This is a genomic window from Monashia sp. HAY1-11D (genome assembly GCF_056868035.1).
Map to the genome: position 1 here is coordinate 93,827 of NZ_CP200320.1, position 19,125 is coordinate 112,951.

Below are 19,125 nucleotides of genomic sequence, written 5' to 3' on the forward strand. Positions count from 1 at the left end.
TTCTTCTACACGATTCGGACATCTGGACGAAGCAATGCAGCGGCCCGACCGGCACCTGGCCTTCTCCCTGCCGCGGACTGGCCGGCACTACCCTGCGATGACCCCGTCCGCGCGCGGGGATTCCGACGTCGAGGTCCGCTGGAGGAGCACGATGCACACCCGCAAACTGCGCTCGCGACTCGCCGTCGAAGACCTGGGTAGGTTCTGCCTCACCCAGCTGGGGGCCCTCTGGCTCGCGCCGGCGGTTGGTGCCCTCATCGCAGGTGCGAAGTGCGAATGGCTCACCGGTGAGTACCGGGCCCACCTCGACATCGAGGGGGCGACCGGCGACGTGGAGAACGCGGTTCGCGATCCCCAGGGCCGCGCGGTGTTGGTCCGTTGAGCGGGCTGAGTCTCGGCTCTCGCCCTGCGCGTTACTCCTGTCCCGTCGCACTTTCGCTCGGGCTGACAACTGCGGCAATTGTCGCCGCCGGCCGGGCGGCGTGGTTGGCCACGCGTGGTCTGGACCTCACGGACGAAGGCTTCTATCTCAACACCATCAGCCATCCCGCTGATGATCGCTCCACCATGCTGCTGTTCGGCTACGTCTATCACCCCCTCTACGTTCTCGTAGGCGGGGACGTCGTCCTGCTTCGGTGGATCGGCATGGGGCTCTCCTTTCTTGCAGTGGCGTCACTCGCCTGGGTGGTTCTCGGCACACCGGCTCTGACCGGCAACCGTAGGCTGCCCCGCCTCCTGCGGGCCGGAGCGAGCGCAGGACTGGGTGCCACAACCTTGGCCACGGTGGCGCAGATGCCCATGACACCCGGGTACAACGCTCTTGCTCTACAAGGCCTCGCCGTCGCCATGACTGGGCTTGTGGTCGTGGGGACACGCGATGGGACGCCCCGATCGCTGGGAGCGGCCCTCCTGGGTGTCGGCGGCTGGCTGACCTTCATGGGCAAACCGACAACGGCCGCCGCCCTCTCGGCCATAGTCGTCGGCTGCATTCTCGCGTTCCCGGGACCATCGCGACGGTCGCTGTGGATCGCTCCTCTCGCCACCTGCGCTTCCGCTGGCATCACGTTGATCATGTACGGCTTGTCGCCGTCCGAACTCGCTCGAGTGCTGTCTGCCGGATTCGCCACCTCCCAGGCTCTGGGCGGCCATGACAGCCTCGTGAGGCGCGACCCGTTCCTTGGACAGCCGCTGACGCTGGTCCTCCTGCTTCTCGCTGTGGCCGTCGCTCTCGGAGCCGTATATGTCGCCACCCGAGCCACCCGCCTGTCCCCCAAGAGCTGGAGACGCCACCTCGGAGAAGGATTCGCCTTCCTGACTCTGATGGCCGGCCTCGGGGTGATCGCGTACTCCCTGGTGTGGCGCTGGGAGCAGCGGCCCGCCAGCACGCCGCTCGCGGCGACCGATGCCGCGTCCAACCTGCTGCTCGCCACAGCCACGGGCATCGGGGCGGTCGCCGTTGTGACGTGGTCACTCTTCTCGCGAGACCGCACCCGAACAGGCTTGGTGCCCTTGCTGGGCCGCATTGACCGCCTCCAGGTCACGACGGTCGGGGCGCTGCTGTGCATGCCCCCTGCCTACGCTTTCGGCACCAACGTGAATCTGTGGGCCGCTCAGGGTCGCGCCGCCTGCTTCTGGCTCCTCGCGCTCGGCGTCCTGCTCGTCCGATTCTTCGGCACAGGACGCCTGCGCTTGGTATGGGTGGCGCCCACGATCGCCGCAACCACGCTGCTCATTGCCACACTGGTTACCGCGGCCGCCGCTCCGTACCGTTACGCGCCTCTTTCTACCGCCACGATCGAGACTCGAGTCGGAGGGGGCACGATCCGCCTGACGGGCGAAGATCACCAAGCCGTGACGGCGCTCGGAGCCCTTGCCCAACGGCTCCACATCGACGAGCAGACTCGCGTGCTGGATCTCACCGGTGACTCTCCAGGTTCGATCTTCATCCTGGGCGCCCGAGCTGTAGGCGAAGGATGGATCATCGGCGGGTACCGCGGGAGCGAGCCGGCCGCGCGGCTCGCCATCGAGAACGACCGGTGCAGCGTTCGGAACGCTCTTCTACTCGTGTCACCCTCGGCTCCCAGGGCGGTCTCGGTGCGGGTATTGGCAGCAGCCGGGCTGGCCCTGGAACGGGATTACGAGCCAGCGGGCGAGTTTCCTCGTGTGCGTGCGTCCTCCGCGGGCGCCCACCTGGCGGAGACCGTCATGGTGTACCGACCTCGAAAAACCGGGCCTCCGCAACAATGCAGCCAATAGCTTCATCGGTCATAAAAGAAGTTATGATCTTCATATGGGCTCGATGAAGGCTGAATCTTCACCTGTCGTCCTCATCGGCGACATCGTCGACTCCCGGCTGCACCCCGACCGGCAGCGGCTCCACGACTCCATCGAGGAGGCAATCGCGTCCGCGAACCGAGCGGTCACGCCGCTCGACCCGCTCGTCATCACGCTGGGCGACGAGTTCCAGGGCGTCTTCGCCACGCTCGGGGACGCCCTCACGGCCAGCTTTCGCGTGCGCGCCCGGTTGCACCCCGACGCCGACGTCCGCTTCGGACTCGGCCGGGGAGCCGTCTCGACGCTCGACCCGGTGCGTGGTGTCCACGACGGCCCCGGCTACTGGGCCGCCCGCGACGCCATCGTCGAGATCGAGGAGCGCGCGAGCCGTCCGCAGTCGCGCACGGCGCGCACCGCCTACTCCCCCGGCCCGGCCCCAGGACGAGCCCGCGGTGCCGGCGCGACCGCGGCGGCCGCCGGCACGACGGACGCTGCCGACGCGTCGGAGGCCGACGCGTCGGACGCGTCGGACGCGTCGGACACCGCTGACACGGCGACGGCGCTGCGCGCCGCCCTCGACTGTCTGGACTTCGTGGTTGGCTCCATGTCGACGACGACCCGCGACATCCTCGGAGGACTCATGGACGGCCAGAGCCAGCTCGACGTCGCCGCGCGGCTCGGCGTCAGCCCGTCCGCCGTGTCGCAGCGGGTGCGGCGCGACGGCGTCGGCGTGGCCCTCGACGCCATGGCGGTGCTGGGGCGGCTGTCGTGACCTGGCTGTCGGTCGTCCTCGTCGGGCTCGGCGTCGCCGACCTCGTGCGCTCCTCGTCATGGCGGCACTCACGGCTCGTAGCGCACGTCGCCGGCCCGCTGGTCGTCCTCGTCGTGGCGGTCGTCGCGGGCCTGCGCTCGTGGCCGGACGTCGTCGCTCTCGCCCTCGCCCTCGTGGCGTGCGCCGCCTGGATGCAGCTGTCGCACCACGCCCAGCTCACCGGACGCCGTTCGCTCGCCGCGCTCACCGTCTTCGGCGCCGTCGTCGTGGGGCTGCTCCTCTTCTCCGGAGCGGCCAGCCGACCGGGCGGGCTCCTCGAGACGTGGCTGCACTGGGCCGACCTGCCGGGCGGCACGTCCCACTCACCCGCCCGCGTCCTGCTCATCGCCGGCCTCGTGTCCTTCAACGTCGCCACGGCCAACGTCATCGTGCGCCTCGTCCTCGTCGTCATCGGCGCCCTCCCTCCCGGCGCCCGCACGGCCCAGGGGTCCGCGGCCGCCTCCGTGCCCGTCGGGGTACCCGGTGGTGCTCCGACGGCAGGTGGGTCGGCCGGCCCGTCGATCGGCCCGGCCGACCGTCTCAAGGGCGGTCGCCTCCTCGGGCCCATGGAGCGACTCGTCATCCTCGGTCTGGGGCTCGCCGGCGAGCTGGGCGCCGCCGGCATCGTCATCGCCGCCAAGGGCCTGCTCCGCTTCCCGGAGGTCCAGGCCGCGGCGCGCACCTCCGGTCCCGGGGGCAGCTACGGCGGCGGACCGGCCGGCATCGACGACGTCACCGAGTACTTCCTCGTCGGTAGCTTCGTCAGCTGGCTCATCGCCCTGACGACCCTCGCCTTCGCACACTGACACACTGGCCCGCATGGTCCCCACCCCACGACGAGCACGCCGAGTCGCCCGCAGGATGCGATCCCGCCTGACCCGACTGCGCGCCGACCTGCCCGACGTGCGCGACGCCGCCCTGAGCCGCGCGCGGACCAGGCTGTGGCGAGGGCGCCGGCACGACCTGGCCATCGCGCTGCACCTCTACTACCCCGAGCTGTGGCCAGGGCTCGTGACCTACCTCGACAGGGTGGGCTCCGGACGTGTCGACCTGTTCGTCACGCTCCCGAGCGGTCACGGGTCGCTGGCGGCGACGATCCGGGCGCGCTACCCCGGAGCCCGCTGCCTCGTCGTGCCCAACCGTGGACGCGATGTCCTGCCGTTCACCCTCGTCGCCGCTGCCCTGCAACGCCTCGGCTACGTCGGGGTCCTCAAGATCCACGCCAAGCGCTCACTGCACTCCGACTCCGGCGACACCTGGCGCGACACGATGCTCGAGCAGCTGCTCCCGGCCGAGGAGCAGACGGTCGAGGACATCCTGCGGATCCTGCGGCGTCCCGACACCGGCGTCGTCGGCCCGAGCGGCACCTACTTCCCGCTCTCCACCTACTGGAGCGGCAACGCCACCACGGTCCGCCGGCTGCTGGCGCCCCACGTCTCCGTCGAGGCGCTCGGTCACCTGGACCGACCCGAGGAGCTCGGGTTCTTCGCGGGAACGATGTTCTGGGCCCGGCTCGACGCCATCGCCCCCCTCCTCGCTGAGCCCACCCGGGCCTACGTTCGCGAGCCGACACCCAAGGACGGCACGCTAGCCCACGCCCTCGAGCGCGCCTTCTGCGTCCTCCCCGCGCTTCAGGACCGGTCGATCCACGAGTGCGACGGGTTTGTCGTCCGGGCGCGGGCCCGCACCGCAGCACCCGTTCCGGACTGGTACCGCGAGTCGGCCCGCCGCGCGTGGGAGCAGGAACGCGCGGCCTCCCGGCTGCCGGCCGCCGACCTGGCCGACTGAACCCATCGAGCCGCGCGCCTGCACGGCTCGGTGACCAAGGCCGCACGCAGGCGGCGAGGGGGTGCGCCGCGCACGCTGGTAGCGTCGGAGCGTCCAAGCGCCACACCGATGTGAAGGGCCCTCACGTGAGCACAACCCCTGTCAAGGTCGCCGTCACCGGCGCCGCCGGCCAGATCGGCTACAGCCTCTTGTTCCGCATCGCGAGCGGTGCGCTCCTCGGTCCCGACACCCCGGTCGAGCTGCGACTGCTCGAGATCACGCCGGCGCTCAAGGCGCTCGAGGGTGTCGTCATGGAGCTGGACGACTGCGCCTTCCCGACGCTCGCCAAGGTCGAGATCGGCGACGACGCCACGAAGGTCTTCGACGGCGTCAACCACGCCCTCCTCGTCGGGGCCCGCCCCCGCGGTCCAGGCATGGAGCGCGGCGACCTCCTCGAGGCCAACGGCGGCATCTTCGCCCCGCAGGGCAAGGCCCTGAACGAGGTCGCGGCGGACGACATCCGCGTCACCGTCACCGGCAACCCGGCCAACACCAACGCGCTCATCGCCATGAGCAACGCCCCCGACATCCCCACCGAACGCTTCTCGGCCCTGACGCGCCTGGACCACAACCGCGCCATCAGCCAGCTCGCCGCCAAGCTCGATGTGCCGGTCACCGAGATCACGAGGATGACGATCTGGGGCAACCACTCGGCAACCCAGTACCCCGACCTCTTCCACGCCGAGGTCTCGGGCAAGAACGCCGCCGAGGCCGTGGGCGACCAGGACTGGCTCGAGAACACCTTCATCCCGACCGTCGCCAAGCGAGGCGCGGCCATCATCGAGGCGCGCGGTGCCTCCTCGGCCGCCTCCGCGGCATCGGCGACCATCGACCACGCGCGCACCTGGGTCCAGGGCACGCCCGACGGTGACTGGGTCTCGATGGCGGTCCGCTCGGACGGCTCCTACGGTGTCGAGGAGGGCCTCGTCTCCTCCTTCCCCGTCACGGTGCAGGACGGCCGCTGGTCGATCGTCCAGGGCCTCGACATCGACGACTTCTCGCGCGGCAAGATCGACGCCTCGGTGGCCGAGCTCGCTGAGGAGCGCGACGCCGTCAAGGGCCTCGGCCTCATCTAGGCCGGCTCGCCTCAGCCAGCGACGGGCGCCGATCACCGCGGGTGACCGGCGCCCGTCGCCGTTTCCGGCACGTGCGGTTCGCGGAGGCGACGGCGTCGAGGTGATACGTCGCGACCGACCGCGAGGAATCACCTCGACCGACGCGGGCCACGACCCGGTCGACGTGATCGGTCGCGGCCGACGGCGAGGCATCACCTCGACGGACGCGGGCCACGACCCAGTCGAGGTGATACGTCGCGGCCGACCGCGAGGAATCACCTCGACCGACGAGAACGCGGGAGGCGTCGGCTCAGCGGGTGGTGCGGTCGACCGTGGTGTGGGTCGGGCCGTCGGTCGAGACGTTGACGGTGGCCGACGCGATGAGCACACCGATGCCGAGCGTCAGCAGGACGATGACATCGAAGGCGCGCGAGCGGACGTTGAGGCCGCCCGCCTTGCGCGCCGGCCGGGCGACGAGGCGGATGACGGCACCCACGCCGAACGCCGCGGCCATGATCCGCCCACCCCACCGGACGTCGTAGAAGCCCATCGTCAGCACGCCGGCAGCGGCGACGGCGGCCACGAGGTACCACCAGCTGAGGACGACGAACCCGCTACCCCGCCACTGCATCGGGGCGGCTCAGGCTCCCGCTGCGGCCGACGTCTCGGCGGCAGTGACGATGTTCGTCAGCAGGAGCGCGCGAGTCATCGGGCCGACGCCACCCGGGTTGGGGCTGATCCAAGCGGCCACCTCCGCGACGTCGGGGGCGACGTCACCGGCCACCCTGCCCTCGACCCGGCTCACGCCGACGTCGAGCACCGCGGCACCCGGCTTGACCATGTCGGCCGTGACGATGCCGGGCACGCCGGCGGCGGCGATGACGATGTCGGCCTGGCGCACCTCCCCGGCGAGGTCCTTGGTGCCGGTGTGACACAGGGTCACGGTGGCGTTCTCGCTCCTGCGGGTCAGGATCAGCCCGAGCGGTCGACCGACGGTGAGGCCGCGCCCGACGACGACGACCTTCGCGCCGGCGATCGGCACGTCGTGGCGGCGCAGCAGCTCGATGCATCCCATCGGCGTGCACGGCAGCGGGGCCGGCTTGCCGAGGACGAGCCACCCGAGGTTGGTCGGGTGCAGGCCGTCGACGTCCTTGCGCGGGTCGACGCGCGACAGCAGCGCCATCTCGTCGAGGCCGGTCGGCTGCTGGACGAGGAAGCCGGTGCACGCCGCGTCGGCGTTGAGCTCGTCGATGACGGCCTCGACCTCGGCCTGCGTGGCGGAGGCCGGCAGGTCGCGGCGGATGCTCGTGATGCCGATCTCGGCGCAGTCCCGGTGCTTGGCGTTGACGTACCACTGGCTCGCCGGGTCCTCGCCGACGAGAACCGTGCCGAGCCCGGGGACGACCCCCTGCTCGGCCAGCCGTGCGACCCGCTGGGCCAGCTCGGCCTTGATGGTCTTGAGGGTCGCCTTGCCGTCGAGGATGCGTGCCGTCACGGGGGACATCCTGCCACGGCCGCGGGGGCCGTCCCCGCGGCCGTCCGGGCAGCCGGTCAGCCGGTCAGCCGGGCGAGCGTCGCTCAGGTGGTGAGGTCCTCGAGGGGGACGTCGGGATCGGCCAGCCGGTCACGGTCGACGACCGTGCCGTTGCGCACGAGCTCCTGCACCGCGTCGATGGTGTCCCACACGTTGACGTGCATACCGGCGAGAACCCGCACGCCGTCGGCCTCCGGGACGACCCAGAACGCCATGAACTCGTTGCTCTCCGGCTTCCCGCGCAGGACGACCTCGGCGCCGGAGTCCCGCGGCACGTACCCGGCGTACTCGAGTCCGACGTCGTACTGGTCGGAGAAGAAGAACGGCACCGGGTCGTACGTCTGCTCACCGGTCGCCATGGAGCGGCCGGCCGCGAGGCCGCCGTCGTTCGCGTTTGCCCAGTGCTCGACGCGGATGTTGCGGTCGAGCGTCGTGCTGCGCCAGCTCGCGACGTCGCCCGCGGCCCAGACGCCGTCGGCGGACGTGCGCAGCGCGGCGTCGGTGACGATGCCGTTGTCGACCTCGATGCCCGCCTTCTCGGCGAGACCGGTGTTCGGCGTGATCCCCACCCCGACGACGACGGCGTCGGCCGGCAGGCGGTCACCCGAGCGGGTGACGACGGCCTCGACACGCCCGTCCCCCTCGATCCGGTCGACGCCCTCGCCGAAGCGGAACTCGACACCGTGGCTGCGGTGCAGGCCCGCGAACCACGAACCGACCGTCTCGCCCATGACCGCGTTGAGCGGCGTCGGCTGCGGCTCGACGATCGTGACGGAGGCACCGGCCTCGGCCGCCGCGGCCGCGACCTCGAGGCCGATCCAGCCGGCGCCGACGATGACGATCCGCGCGTCCTTGCCCAGGCGCGCCTTGAGCGCCTCGGACTCCGGCATCTCGCGCAGGTAGAGGACACCCTCGAGGTCGGCGCCCGGCACGTCGAGCGCCCGCGGCGAGGACCCGGTCGCGAGGAGGATCTTGTCGTACCCGACGACGGAGCCGTCCTCGAGCGTCACGGTCCGTGCGGCCGGGTCGAGAGAGGTGGCCGCCGTGCCGAGCCGCAGCTCCACGCCCTGTTCCGCGTACCAACCCTCGTCGTGGGTGAACGCCGACGCCGGCTCCTCGTCACCCTTGAGGACGCTCTTGGACAGTGGCGGACGCTCGTAGGGCAGCCGCGGCTCCTCGGTGACGAGGACGATGCTGCCCTCCCGGTCGCTCTCGCGGATGCCTTCGACGGCCCTGGCGGCGGCCAGACCACCGCCGACGATGACGTACGTGGCTCGGTCGGCGTGCTGCGTCGTCGGGTCGCTCATCGGTGCCTCATACCCTGGGTCATGGCGCCAGCCAAACATGGCAGCGTCTCCCCGTCGAGACCCGGGTCCCGCCGGGCGCGTCCCGGGCGCGTCCCGGGCGCATCCCGTGGGTCTCCCGGCCCGCGACGCCTCGAGGCGACTCGGCGCCCCGGGAACGAAGCAATCCCACGCGATTCCCGTAGGAGATGGAAGTTTTCTGCCTATCGTGGGACAGCCGGTCACGACACACCACCCACCCGCCCTGTCGCGACCGCGCACCCACGCCGTGGCGGTCAGGGGTTGCCGCGACGTGGACGAGAGCCCGCCCTCCTCCCGGGGCGGGCTCTCGCGTGTGCCGCCGGAAGCGCGGGCGCCTCAGGAGGTCCAGGCGCGCCAGAGCGCGGCGTACTCGCCGTCGAGCGCGACGAGCTCGTCGTGGCTGCCGAGCTCGGCGACCCGCCCGTCGATGACGACGGCGATGCGGTCGGCGTCGTGTGCCGTGTGCAGCCGGTGCGCGATGGCGACGACCGTCCGCCCCGTGAGCAGCGCGTTCATCGAACCCTCGAGGTGGCGCGCCGTCCGCGGGTCGATGAGCGAGGTGGCCTCGTCGAGGACGATGGTGTGCGGGTCGGCGAGGATGAGCCGGGCGAGCGCGACCTGCTGGGCCTGCCCCGGCGTCAGCGCCTGGTGTCCCGAGCCGAGCTTCGTGTCGAGCCCCTCGGGCAGCCGCTCGACCCAGTCCAGCGCATCGACGGCCCGCAGCGCCTCGCGCACCGCGTCGTCGCTCGCGCCCTCGCGGGCGAGCACGACGTTGTCGCGGACCGAGCCGATGAAGACGTGGTGCTCCTGGGTGACGAGGGCGACCTCCCGGCGCAGGACGTCCAGAGGCAGCTCCACCAGCTCGACGCCGCCGACGGTCACCGAGCCGGTGCGTGGCCCATGGATGCCCGCCAGCAACCGTCCGAGGGTCGACTTGCCCGAACCGCTCGGACCGACGATGGCCAGCCGCTCCCCGGTCGCCATCGTCAGGTCGATGCCGTGCAGGACGTCGTGACCGCTGCGGTAGGCATAGCGCAGGTCGCGGCCCTCGAGGTCGGGGCCCGCGGGTCGCGCGGTGCCCGGCGTGCGGTCGGGCGGCACGGTGGCGATGCCGAGCAGGCGGGTCGTCGACGCGACGCCGACCTGCACCCGGTCGACGGTGTGCACGAGCATGTCGAACGGCGCCCAGAGCGCCTCGGCGTAGAGGATCGCCGTGGTGATCTGCCCGAGCGTCGCCCACCCCTGCGCGAAGCCGAGCGCCCCGAGGAAGAGCACGAGGACCCGCGGGAGGCTGAACGCGACGTCCATGACGGCGAAGAGCAGGTTGCGCAGCGTCATCGTGTAGCGCTCGGCCTGCCCCGACACCTCGATGTCGTCGTCGCCGCGGCGCATCCGGTGCCGCGCGAGCCCCAGGGCTTCGACGGTGCGGGCACCCTCGACGGTCTCGGTGAGCGTCGTGTTGATCCGCGAGTAGGTGCCGCCTTCAGTGAGGTAGCCCCGGGCGGCGCGGCGCAGGTACCGGCGCACCTGTGCGAGCGCGACGGTCATGAGCACGAGCGAGGGCAGCGACAGCCAGAGCGAGTTGGTCACCATCGCCACGAGCGTCAGCACGACGGTGATACCGGCGAAGAGCGACTGGGGCAGCGCCCAGCGCACGCTCTCGCTCATGGTGCCGACGTCGCGGGTCACCCGGGTCACGAGGTCGCCGGTGCTCGCGCTCTCGACGCGTGACAGGGGCAGCCGGAGGATGGCGCGCACGACGTACTCGCGGGCGGTGGCGAGGACGCCCTGCCCCAGGTACGTCGCCGACAGCTGCGCCGCGAACGTGAACAGGCCCTGCACGACGACGAGGGCCGCGACGACGAGCGCGGCCGAGCCGGCCCCCGCCATCGCGGCGTCGACGCGTCCGGCCTGCACGTCGGCCACGGTGGAGTCGACGAGCCGGCCGAGCAGCCGCGGCACGAGCAGGCCGGCACCGGCAGCGAGGGCGTTGGCCAGGACGACGGTGACGACCAGCACCTTCTCGTCGGACAACAGGCCACGCATGAACCGGACGACGTCGCGGGTGGTCGCGATGGGCAGGCCGGTCCGGGCGTTCATCGTGTCGGCGACGAACTCCCGGGCCCGCCGCTCGCGCAGCAGGTGGCGACGCCGCAGCGCCGCCAGCCGCTCCCCCACCGACGCGGACGCCGGCGGGCGCAGCTCGGCCGGCACGGCCGGCGCCTCGTGGGCGGCGTCCCACGTGCGTGCCGACTCGGCGGCGAGCTCGGCCGGTAGCAGGGCGGCGGGCACGGTCGAACCGGCGCGGTGCTCGTTCCGCTCGAGCAGGTCGTGCTGGTCGGCCCCGTCGGCCCGGTCGGCCCGGTCGGCCCGGTCGGCCCGGTCGGCCCCGTCGGCCCCGTCGGCCCGGTCGGGCCGGTCGAGCTCGTCGAGCTGGTCGGTGTGGCTCATCGGCTCTCCTCCGCACCGTGGCGGGCGAGGACGGACGGGTCGGCGTCGCCGCGCGCGACGACGGCGCGGTAGGCGTCGGAACGCGCGAGCAGGTCGGCGTGGCGGCCGCGCTCGGTGGCGCGCCCCTCCTCGAGGAGGACGACCTCGTCGGCGTGGTGCAGCAGCAGCGGCGACGCGGTCATGACGATCGTCGTGCGGCCGGCGCGGTGCGGTCCGAGCCGTTCGGCGATGCGCGCCTCGGTGTGGGCGTCGACGGCCGACGTCGGCTCGACGAGGACGAGGACCTCGGGGTCGGCGGCGAGCGCCCGCATGAGGACGAGGCGCTGGCGCTGGCCACCGGACAGACCGCGTCCACGCTCCTCCAGCTCGCCCTGCCAGCCGCCGGGCAGCGCGTCGAAGACGTCCTCGGCCGACGCGGTGTGCAGGGCACGCTCGGCCTCGTCGCGCGTGAGGCGTCCGAGCGGGTCGACGACGCGGCGCAGCGTGCCGGCGAAGACCTGCGGCGCCGTGTCACTGACGAGGATGGTGTCGCGGACGTCGTCGAGCTCGACCCGCGAGAGGTCGACGCCGCCGACGGTGACGCCCCACGGACGCCGGGCCTGTTCCTCGTCGCGGCGCGCCTGCTCCTCCCGTGCCCGCGTGCGGGCGGAGCGCTCGCGTCGGGCCGCGCGACCCTTGAGGTCCTCGGGGATCTCGTCGCTGACGAGCGCGCCCTCGTCGCGGGGCAGGTACCGACCGATGCGGTCGGCCAGCGCGGCCGAGTCGTCGGGCACGGCGCTCACCACCATGGTCAGGCGGCCGGGCTCGAACGTGGCACCGGACCGCTCGTCGACGATGGCGGCGCGGTGCGGCAGGGGCTGCGGGTCGTCGGGGTGGACCCACGGCGGGCGCTGGGCGAGCACGGCGACGGCCTTGCGTGCCGAGACGACCGAGCGCGTCCACTTCTGGGCGAACTCGACGAACGTGCGCATCGGCTGGATGAGGAACAGGCCGTAGCCGAGGAAGCTGACGAGCTGGCCCACGGTGAGGCGTCCCTGGGCGACCTCGCGCGTGCCGACCCACATGAGGGCCACGACGAAGCCGCCCGACAGGAGCACGCCGACGGACTCGACGGCGGCCAGCCAGCGGCCGGCCGCGACCCCGGAGCGCCGGACCCGCTGCGACTGGGCCGCGTAGTTGCCACCGAAGGTGTCCTCGCCGCCGATGCCGCGCAGGATCCTCAGGCCGGCGACGATGTCGGTGGCCATCGAGGTCAGCTCGGAGTTGCGGGACCGCTCGACACCCTGCCAGCGCTGCATCGGCCGCAGCAACGGCGAGCCCAGCACGACGAGCAGCGGCGCCGACACGAGGACGAGGACCCCCATGCGCACCGACGTCGTGAGGACGATGCCGGCCACGACGAGGTAGGCCGCCAGCTGCGAGAACGCCCGGGTCGAGATCTCCATGAGCGCCCCGAACTGGTCGCCGTCGCTGCCGGAGACCGACAGGACCTCGCCGGTGGGCGTACGACGGGTCAGGACGTGGCCCAGCTGGAGCGCCTTGCGGGTGACGAGCTTCGTCGTGCCGTAGAGGGCGATGAGCCACTCGCGGACGATGATCGTGTGGTAGACGACGCCGCTGCTCGCACCGACGACGGTGACGGCCGCCAGCGCGAGCACCCACCGCAGCGTCGTGCTGCCGTCGCCGGCGACGATGCCGGTGTCGATGGCGCGCCCGACCATCCACGGGCCGACGGTCTGGGGCACCATCCACACGAGGGCGGCGGTGAGGCCGGCGAGGAAGAGCACGCCGTTCTGCCGCACCATCCACCGCAGGAGGCGGCGCGGGCTGCGGGTGTCGGGCTCGGCGGCACCGCGCTCGGTGTAGGCGCGGGTGTGGGGCGGGAAGTCTCGCATGGCCCGTCCACCCTAGGCCGGACGACCGACACCGCCCCACCGGTTTTCCGGGTGCACCGGCGGCTGCCGGCGGGGCGGTGTCGGGTCAGCTCACGGCGTCGGGTCCAGCAGCATCGACGAGCGGATGTCGCTGTTGCCGAAGGTGGCCGGGCAGTCCCGGATGACGTTCGGGCGCGGAGCGGCCGGGTTGGTGTAGAGCGCCGCGCGATAGGCGTCGATCGCCGGGCAGTCGGCGGCGTCGCGGGTGTCGTTCCACACCGCCACCACGCCGGTGCGCGAGGCCGCGGCGTAGACGTAGTCGCCGAGGAACTCGTCGGTCAGGGCGTTGGCCGACGAGCCGCGCGGGTCACCGACCACACCGCGGTGCAGCTCCGCCCAGCCGGCCAGCGCACCGCCCGCCGCGACGTCCGTGTGCCACACCGCCCCGACGAGCCCGCGTGGCGACGTCGTGTCGTTGCGGTAGGGCGTCGTGAACGCGTTGTACACGACGTAGACGTCCGTGCCGTTCGGGGAGATCGCCGGTGCCGAGTAGAACGGCCGGTCGCCCGAGGTGATGGCCACGGCCGTCGGACCGGTCCACGACGTGCCACCGGTGCGGGACGTCGCGACCATGAGACGCTCGTGGTTCAGGCCGTTCTTGCCGTCGACCCAGGTCATGACGATCTGGTTCGTCGCGCCCGTCCCGGTGGGGGCGCCGTTGGCGATGTCGACGCTGGGCGCGGGCGCCAGGTCGACGCGAGCACCGCCGAGGCCGTCCATGACCGGGCGACCCTGGACCGGGTCGAAGACGCCGGGCTTCACGACGCTGGCGATGAGCCTCGGGCCGGTGAAGTGCACGCCGCCGTCGGTCGAGCGGTACATCATCTCCCAGCTGATGCCCCTCCGGACGCCGACGCCGAAGACGTAGACGACGCCGTGGCTGTCGGTGCGGACCGTGCAGCCGTCGGGCTGGCCGCTGATGCCGTTGTTGGTGGCCGGGCCGACCTGCCTCGAGGTCCACGTCACGCCGCCGTCGGTCGACCGCCCGATGATGAGCGGCGTCGGGAGCGCGCGCCCCTTCTCCTGGCTGCGGAAGGAGGCCCAGCACAGGTACGTGGTGCCGAAGTGGGGGCTGCTCGCCGCGTTGTCGGACCAGATCTGCTCCTTGTCCGAGAACGTCGTCGAGGACTGCTTCGACACGAGCACCGGAGCGGACCACGCCGCGTTGTGCCCTGCCGTCGCGCCGGCGATGTCGTCGGTGTGGGAGACCGCGATCGCCTCGAAGCCCTTGAACGTCTGGTCCTGCCTGGTCGCGCCGATGTTCGCCGTCAGGTTGGCGTAGTAGAGGCGCGAGCCGTTGGCCCACGAGAATCGGCCGGATCTGTCAGGACGCGGTCCGAACGCCAGCCCGGGGTCGCCGTCGGAGGAGAGGCCGGCCTCGTAGTACCGGGGCAGCGTCCCGATAGGGCCGACGTGCGTCTGGCACGGTGCCGGGCCGAGGCAGTCGCGGGCCGTCAACCCGGTGTAGGTCGGCTGCGTCCAGGACGCGCCACCGGTCGAGGAGAAGTAGATGCCGGACAGTCCGACACCGGCGGTGAAGGGACACGTGGTGGGGTCGCCCGCGGCACACGACTCGAGGTCGATCTCGTCGTTGGAGCCCGCGGCCACGACCGAGGGCGCGTGCGCGTCGATGGCGACTGCCGGTTCGTTCTGCTTGTTCTGCGAGAAGGGTGTCACCGGGCTGCCGTTCGTCACGAGGACGTCCGACGGCGCGGCGACCGCCACTGCGGCACCCGCGAGGGCGGTGGCCAGGGATGCCAGGGCAGCGGTCACGATGCGTGGTCGACGCATGACTGCTCCGTTCGGTGGTCGGAAAGATGGACGGTCGTCAGCGTCGGCGCCCGATGGCGGCCACCTCCAAGAGTGCTCCCGGCCGGACGTGTCGACAAGACGTCCGAGCGGCGAAGTCCGAGGGGTCAGGTGGTGGCCTCACCCGCCAGCGTCGCGAGGGCCGCGAGGGCCTGGGTGAAGCACTGCTCCGGCGGCGTCACGAGGCCCGCGCCGACCTGGCCCGTGCCCGCGACGCGTCCGGCCATGCCGGTGTTGATCTGCGGCAGGATCCCGGTGCGCGCCACGGCGGCGACGTCGATGCCTGTCGGGGTGCCGCGGAACTCGAGGATCGGCACCTGGAAGGCCTGGTGCTCGCCGACGGTGATCTCGTACATCGTCTGGGTGGCCCGCAGCGCGAACGGCACGTCGCCGCCGACGAACCTGACGATGGCCGGCGCTGCCGCCATGGCGAACCCGCCGATGCCGGCCGTCTCGGTGATCGCGGAGTCGCCGATGTCGGGGTTGGCGTCAGCCGGCCCGTAGGCGCCGAGGAACAGCCCCTCCGGTGTGTTGGCCGGGCCCGTGAACCAGGCGTCGCCCGTGCCGGAGACGCGGATACCGAAGTCGGTCCCGTTGCGTGCCATGGTCGTCACGACGCTCGAGCCCGGGATGCCATGTGCGGCAAGGGTGCTCAACTTGCATGCCGGCATCCCGAGGTTTAGGAAGAAGTGCTCGTTGGCCCCGGAGAAGCGCACCGCCTCGGCGATGTCGGTCGACGACGCGTCGGCCGTGATCATCGTCGGCAGCAGCTCGCGCAGGAGCATGAGGGAGCCGGCACGGTTGCGGTTGTGCCCCTCGTCGCCCATCTGGAGCATCTGCGCGATGACCGCCTTCACGTCGACCGGCCCGGAGGCGTCGACCCGGGCGCGCACGGCCTGCCGGAGGATCGGTCCGAGCACCGAGCTCATCCAGTGCAGCCGGTCGATGACCTCGGGCCCGTAGGCGCCGTAGCGCAGCACCTTGCCGAGGCCCTCGTTGAGGGAGCACCACGACGTGTTGCCGTGGACGTCGTCGCGCAGCTCGTAGAGCCACATCGACGGGCTCACGACCCCGGCCATCGGCCCGACGGCGTCGCGGTGGTGGCACGGCTCGAGCGTGATGCCATCGCCCTTCTCTAGCCTGGCCTCCGCCTCCTCCGCGGTGTCGGCCAACCCCTCGAAGAGCATCGCGCCGATGAGCGCACCCCTGAGCGGCCCGGACGCGCGGGCGAACTCGATCGGCGGCCCGGCGTGCAAAAAGGTGCCCGGCTCGAGGCCGAGCGCGTCCGACGCCGTTCGGACGTCGACGAGGTCGGCGCCCGCGGCGACCATGCGGCGCAGCGCCTCGGCGTTGGCGGCGTCGCGACGCGGGTCGGCGAGGACCGATGCCAGATGACCCTCCGTGCCGGGCATGGGCGGTTGCCACGCCACCTCGGACACCCGGACCGCCTGGGCCCGCAACGACTCGGCGAGCAGCGGGATGCCGGCGGTCGCCACGGTGACGTCGGACTCGAGGAGCCCGCTCAGCGGAGGGGCTCCGTCGACCGAGGCACCCTCCGGCCCGGCTGCTGCGGGAACCCTCGCGCGGTCCGTGGGCGTGGAGAGTGCGGGCGCCTGGCGGCCGAGGAGGCGGACGGCCTCGCGGGCGGCGGCGGCGTTGGACAGCAGGACGGTGGCACCCGCCTCGACGAGCGCCGCGACGGACGCCTCGAGGTCCTGCGGGTCCGACGCGGTGCCGGTCACCGACACGACGACGGGCAGGGTACGTCCGGCCTCCGCCGCGGTGGTGCGTGCGGCCCGCACCGCGTCGGCCAGCTCGGGGGCGGGGTCGGCATGGGCGCCGTGGCCCAGGACGAGGTCGAGGAGCAGGACCCCGCACGTCGGGTCCACGGCCTCGGTGGCGATGCGCTGCAGCCGCAGCGACGGGTCGATCATCGGGTGGGCCCGGCCGCGCGTCAGCGTGTCGTCACCGAAGTCGACGACGACGTGGCCGGGGTCGCGCAGGTCGGGCCCGAGGGCGAGGTCCGGGCGCAGGGGGATGTTGGACCGGATGTCGCCGAGCGACGCAGCGGCCACGAGCATCGCCTCGTCGGCCAGCGTGCCCCCGCAGAACAGGCCGCGCAGCGAGGGTCCGGTGGCCTGCTCGCTCGACGAGGCCCCCTGCCACACCGGCCATCGCGGCAGCACGGGTGGCACGGGTGGCACGGACGAGGCACCACCGGCGGCCGTGACCACGGCCTCGACCGACGCCGTGAGGTCCTCGCGCCCCTGCCCCAGCGTCGCCCAGTGCACCGGCTTGCCCAGACCCGCCGCGAAGGCCTCCAGGTCGGCGAGCACCTCGGGGTCCGGCGGTTTCGAGACGACGACGACGCGGTCGGTGGTCGGGTCCGCGGCGAGCGCGGCGAGCGCCTGGCGCGTCGAGCGGCCGCCCACCGCGGCCGACAGGTCACGGCCGCCGACACCGAGGCAGTGGCTGACGCCGACACCGGCCGCGTCGAGGAGGCACATGACCTGCTGCGCGCCGGTGCCCGATGCCGCGACGAGCCCCACCGGACCGGGCCGCACGACGTTGGCGAAGCCGAGGGCGACTCCACCGACGACCGCGGTGCCGCAGTCCGGACCCATGACGAGCACGCCCGCCTCGGCGGCGGCGTCCTTGAGCCGCACCTCGTCGGCCACCGGCACGTTGTCGGAGAACACCATGACCGAGACACCGGCGCGGACCGCGTCGAAGGCCTCGACCGCCGCGTTCGGCCCGGGGACCGAGACGAGGGCCAGGCCGGCGCCGGAGGCGGTGATGGCACCGCCGAGCGTGCGGCTCGGGGGCGCCTCACCGAACCCGCCACCGGAGGGCACCGGACGGAGCCCGGCCAGGGCCTCGTCGACGGCGACGCGGGCCGCCGCCACGGCCTCGTCGCTGCCGCGGACGGCGACGACGAGGTCGTTGGGCGACGCGTCGGGCACCTCGAAACCCATGGCGCGGATGACCTCGAGGTTGAGGTCGGTGGCCATCGCCACCTGGGCGGCCTCGACACCGGGTGTGGCCGCGACCGTGCGCGACACCTGCATGAGGCTGACGGAGTCGTGGTAGGCGCCGGTCCTCAGCTCGACGTGGTCAGGCACTGCGGGGTCCCTTCTCGGTGTTGGATTCCCGGTGGTCGGCATCCGACCTGCCCTGCGAGACAGGCGGGGCAGCTGCATCGAGGGCGAGCAGCGCTCCGGCGAGGCCGGAGACGAGGTCGTGCCCCGACGAGTGCCCGATGGCCAGGACCGGCGCGAGGCAGTCCGCCACCGCGGCAACGGCCCCCGGCGCCGTGGCCCCGCCTGAGCCACCGTGCAGGGCCGACACCAGCCGCACGACCTCCGGCACCGCATAGCCGTCACCCGCCGCGACGAGCAGCGCGGCGGACAGGCTCGTCGTGCGACCCAGGTCCTGTCGGACGGCGGTGCGCAGGGCCGACAGGGCGCGCCCGGCGCCGACGCCTCCGTCACGAGCGCCGGTGGCCGAGCCGGCGGCCACGAGGGCGAGCAGCGCACCGCACAGCGCATCGTCCCCGCTCGGCGTCAGCCCGCGGCCCGCGCCGACGAGCCCGCGGACCCCGGCACCGACCGGGCGTCCGGCGAGCGCGTCGGCCACGACCTCGTGGACGAGCTGGCCGAGGACGCCCGGCTCCGGCAGCGACGCGGCCGCCCCGGCACGTGGCATCCCCGGCCGCACGCGCGCGGGCCGGGCGAGCCGGGACGCCACGATCTCGACGTCGGCCAGCAGCACGCGTCCGCCACCCACGAGCACCGCGTCACCCGGCACGACGCCCCACCGCACGCGCCCCGACGGGTCGGCGAGCCTGAGCCCGACGGGCAGGAACAGGGCGTCCGGGGTCAGCACGGCCAGGACCTCCTCGTGCGCGCCGACCCCGACGTAGAGGCAGGTGGGGAAGGCCGCGAGCACCGGGCACGGGCGCACCGCCCGGGCCACCGCGCCGGCCACGAGCGGCGACACCGAGGCGGGCACGAGCACGTCGGACGCGTCCGTCACCGCCACCTCCGACCCATCGCCGAGGCGACCGGGCGACGCGTCCGCAGCCATCGGCCCGCCGACCGCGAGG

General features: G+C 72.9%; 14 protein-coding genes. 6 read left to right on the top strand and 8 right to left on the bottom strand.

The window, feature by feature from the left end; genetic code table 11:
• The first annotated feature begins 97 nt into the window (after positions 1–97).
• The 6 genes from AC1VM9_RS00410 (at position 98) to AC1VM9_RS00435 (ending at position 5,988) form a co-directional block, all read left to right on the top strand.
• Positions 98–382 carry a hypothetical protein gene (locus AC1VM9_RS00410; RefSeq protein WP_481339479.1) on the top strand — a complete coding sequence of 95 codons (285 nt, stop codon included), beginning with the start codon at positions 98–100 and terminating at the stop codon, positions 380–382.
• The gene (locus tag AC1VM9_RS00415; RefSeq protein WP_483120521.1) at positions 379–2,256 is read left to right on the top strand and encodes a hypothetical protein; all 1,878 of its coding nucleotides are present in this window, start codon (positions 379–381) and stop codon (positions 2,254–2,256) included. The genes AC1VM9_RS00410 and AC1VM9_RS00415 overlap by 4 nt, the downstream gene beginning before the upstream one ends.
• 34 nt (positions 2,257–2,290) lie before the next feature.
• Positions 2,291–3,046, top strand: coding sequence for a SatD family protein (locus tag AC1VM9_RS00420; protein ID WP_483120522.1), 756 nt, complete (start codon positions 2,291–2,293; stop codon positions 3,044–3,046).
• Positions 3,043–3,891, top strand: a complete 849-nt coding sequence (locus AC1VM9_RS00425) for a hypothetical protein (protein WP_483120524.1) — start codon at positions 3,043–3,045, stop codon at positions 3,889–3,891. Before AC1VM9_RS00420 ends, AC1VM9_RS00425 begins: the two co-directional genes overlap by 4 nt.
• 13 nt (positions 3,892–3,904) lie before the next feature.
• Positions 3,905–4,873, top strand: coding sequence for a rhamnan synthesis F family protein (locus tag AC1VM9_RS00430; protein ID WP_483120526.1), 969 nt, complete (start codon positions 3,905–3,907; stop codon positions 4,871–4,873).
• A gap of 125 nt (positions 4,874–4,998) precedes the next feature.
• The gene (locus tag AC1VM9_RS00435) at positions 4,999–5,988 is read left to right on the top strand and encodes a malate dehydrogenase (protein WP_483120527.1); all 990 of its coding nucleotides are present in this window, start codon (positions 4,999–5,001) and stop codon (positions 5,986–5,988) included.
• 289 nt (positions 5,989–6,277) lie between these two features.
• On the opposite strand, the gene AC1VM9_RS00440 is transcribed toward AC1VM9_RS00435, so the two are convergent.
• The 8 genes from AC1VM9_RS00440 to AC1VM9_RS00475 form a co-directional block, all read right to left on the bottom strand.
• Positions 6,278–6,598: a DUF3017 domain-containing protein gene (locus AC1VM9_RS00440; protein ID WP_483120529.1), complete on the bottom strand. Its 321-nt coding sequence runs from the start codon at positions 6,596–6,598 to the stop codon at positions 6,278–6,280.
• 9 nt (positions 6,599–6,607) lie between these two features.
• Complete coding sequence (locus AC1VM9_RS00445; RefSeq protein ID WP_481339463.1) at positions 6,608–7,462, bottom strand: bifunctional methylenetetrahydrofolate dehydrogenase/methenyltetrahydrofolate cyclohydrolase; 855 nt, start codon at positions 7,460–7,462, stop codon at positions 6,608–6,610.
• Between the two features lie 83 nt (positions 7,463–7,545).
• Positions 7,546–8,808 carry an NAD(P)/FAD-dependent oxidoreductase gene (locus AC1VM9_RS00450; RefSeq protein WP_483120531.1) on the bottom strand — a complete coding sequence of 421 codons (1,263 nt, stop codon included), beginning with the start codon at positions 8,806–8,808 and terminating at the stop codon, positions 7,546–7,548.
• 354 nt (positions 8,809–9,162) lie between these two features.
• Positions 9,163–11,277 (bottom strand): ABC transporter ATP-binding protein, encoded by a 2,115-nt coding sequence (locus AC1VM9_RS00455; protein ID WP_483120533.1) that lies wholly within the window; start codon positions 11,275–11,277, stop codon positions 9,163–9,165.
• Positions 11,274–13,172, bottom strand: coding sequence for an ABC transporter ATP-binding protein (locus AC1VM9_RS00460; protein ID WP_483120535.1), 1,899 nt, complete (start codon positions 13,170–13,172; stop codon positions 11,274–11,276). The genes AC1VM9_RS00455 and AC1VM9_RS00460 overlap by 4 nt, the downstream gene beginning before the upstream one ends.
• A 90-nt stretch (positions 13,173–13,262) precedes the next feature.
• Complete coding sequence (locus tag AC1VM9_RS00465) at positions 13,263–15,002, bottom strand: sialidase family protein (protein ID WP_483120537.1); 1,740 nt, start codon at positions 15,000–15,002, stop codon at positions 13,263–13,265.
• Between the two features lie 125 nt (positions 15,003–15,127).
• Complete coding sequence (locus tag AC1VM9_RS00470; RefSeq protein ID WP_483120539.1) at positions 15,128–18,142, bottom strand: bifunctional FdrA/YlbE family protein; 3,015 nt, start codon at positions 18,140–18,142, stop codon at positions 15,128–15,130.
• Complete coding sequence (locus AC1VM9_RS00475) at positions 18,135–19,055, bottom strand: oxamate carbamoyltransferase subunit AllH family protein (protein WP_483120541.1); 921 nt, start codon at positions 19,053–19,055, stop codon at positions 18,135–18,137. Before AC1VM9_RS00475 ends, AC1VM9_RS00470 begins: the two co-directional genes overlap by 8 nt.
• Positions 19,056–19,125: the final 70 nt, after the last annotated feature.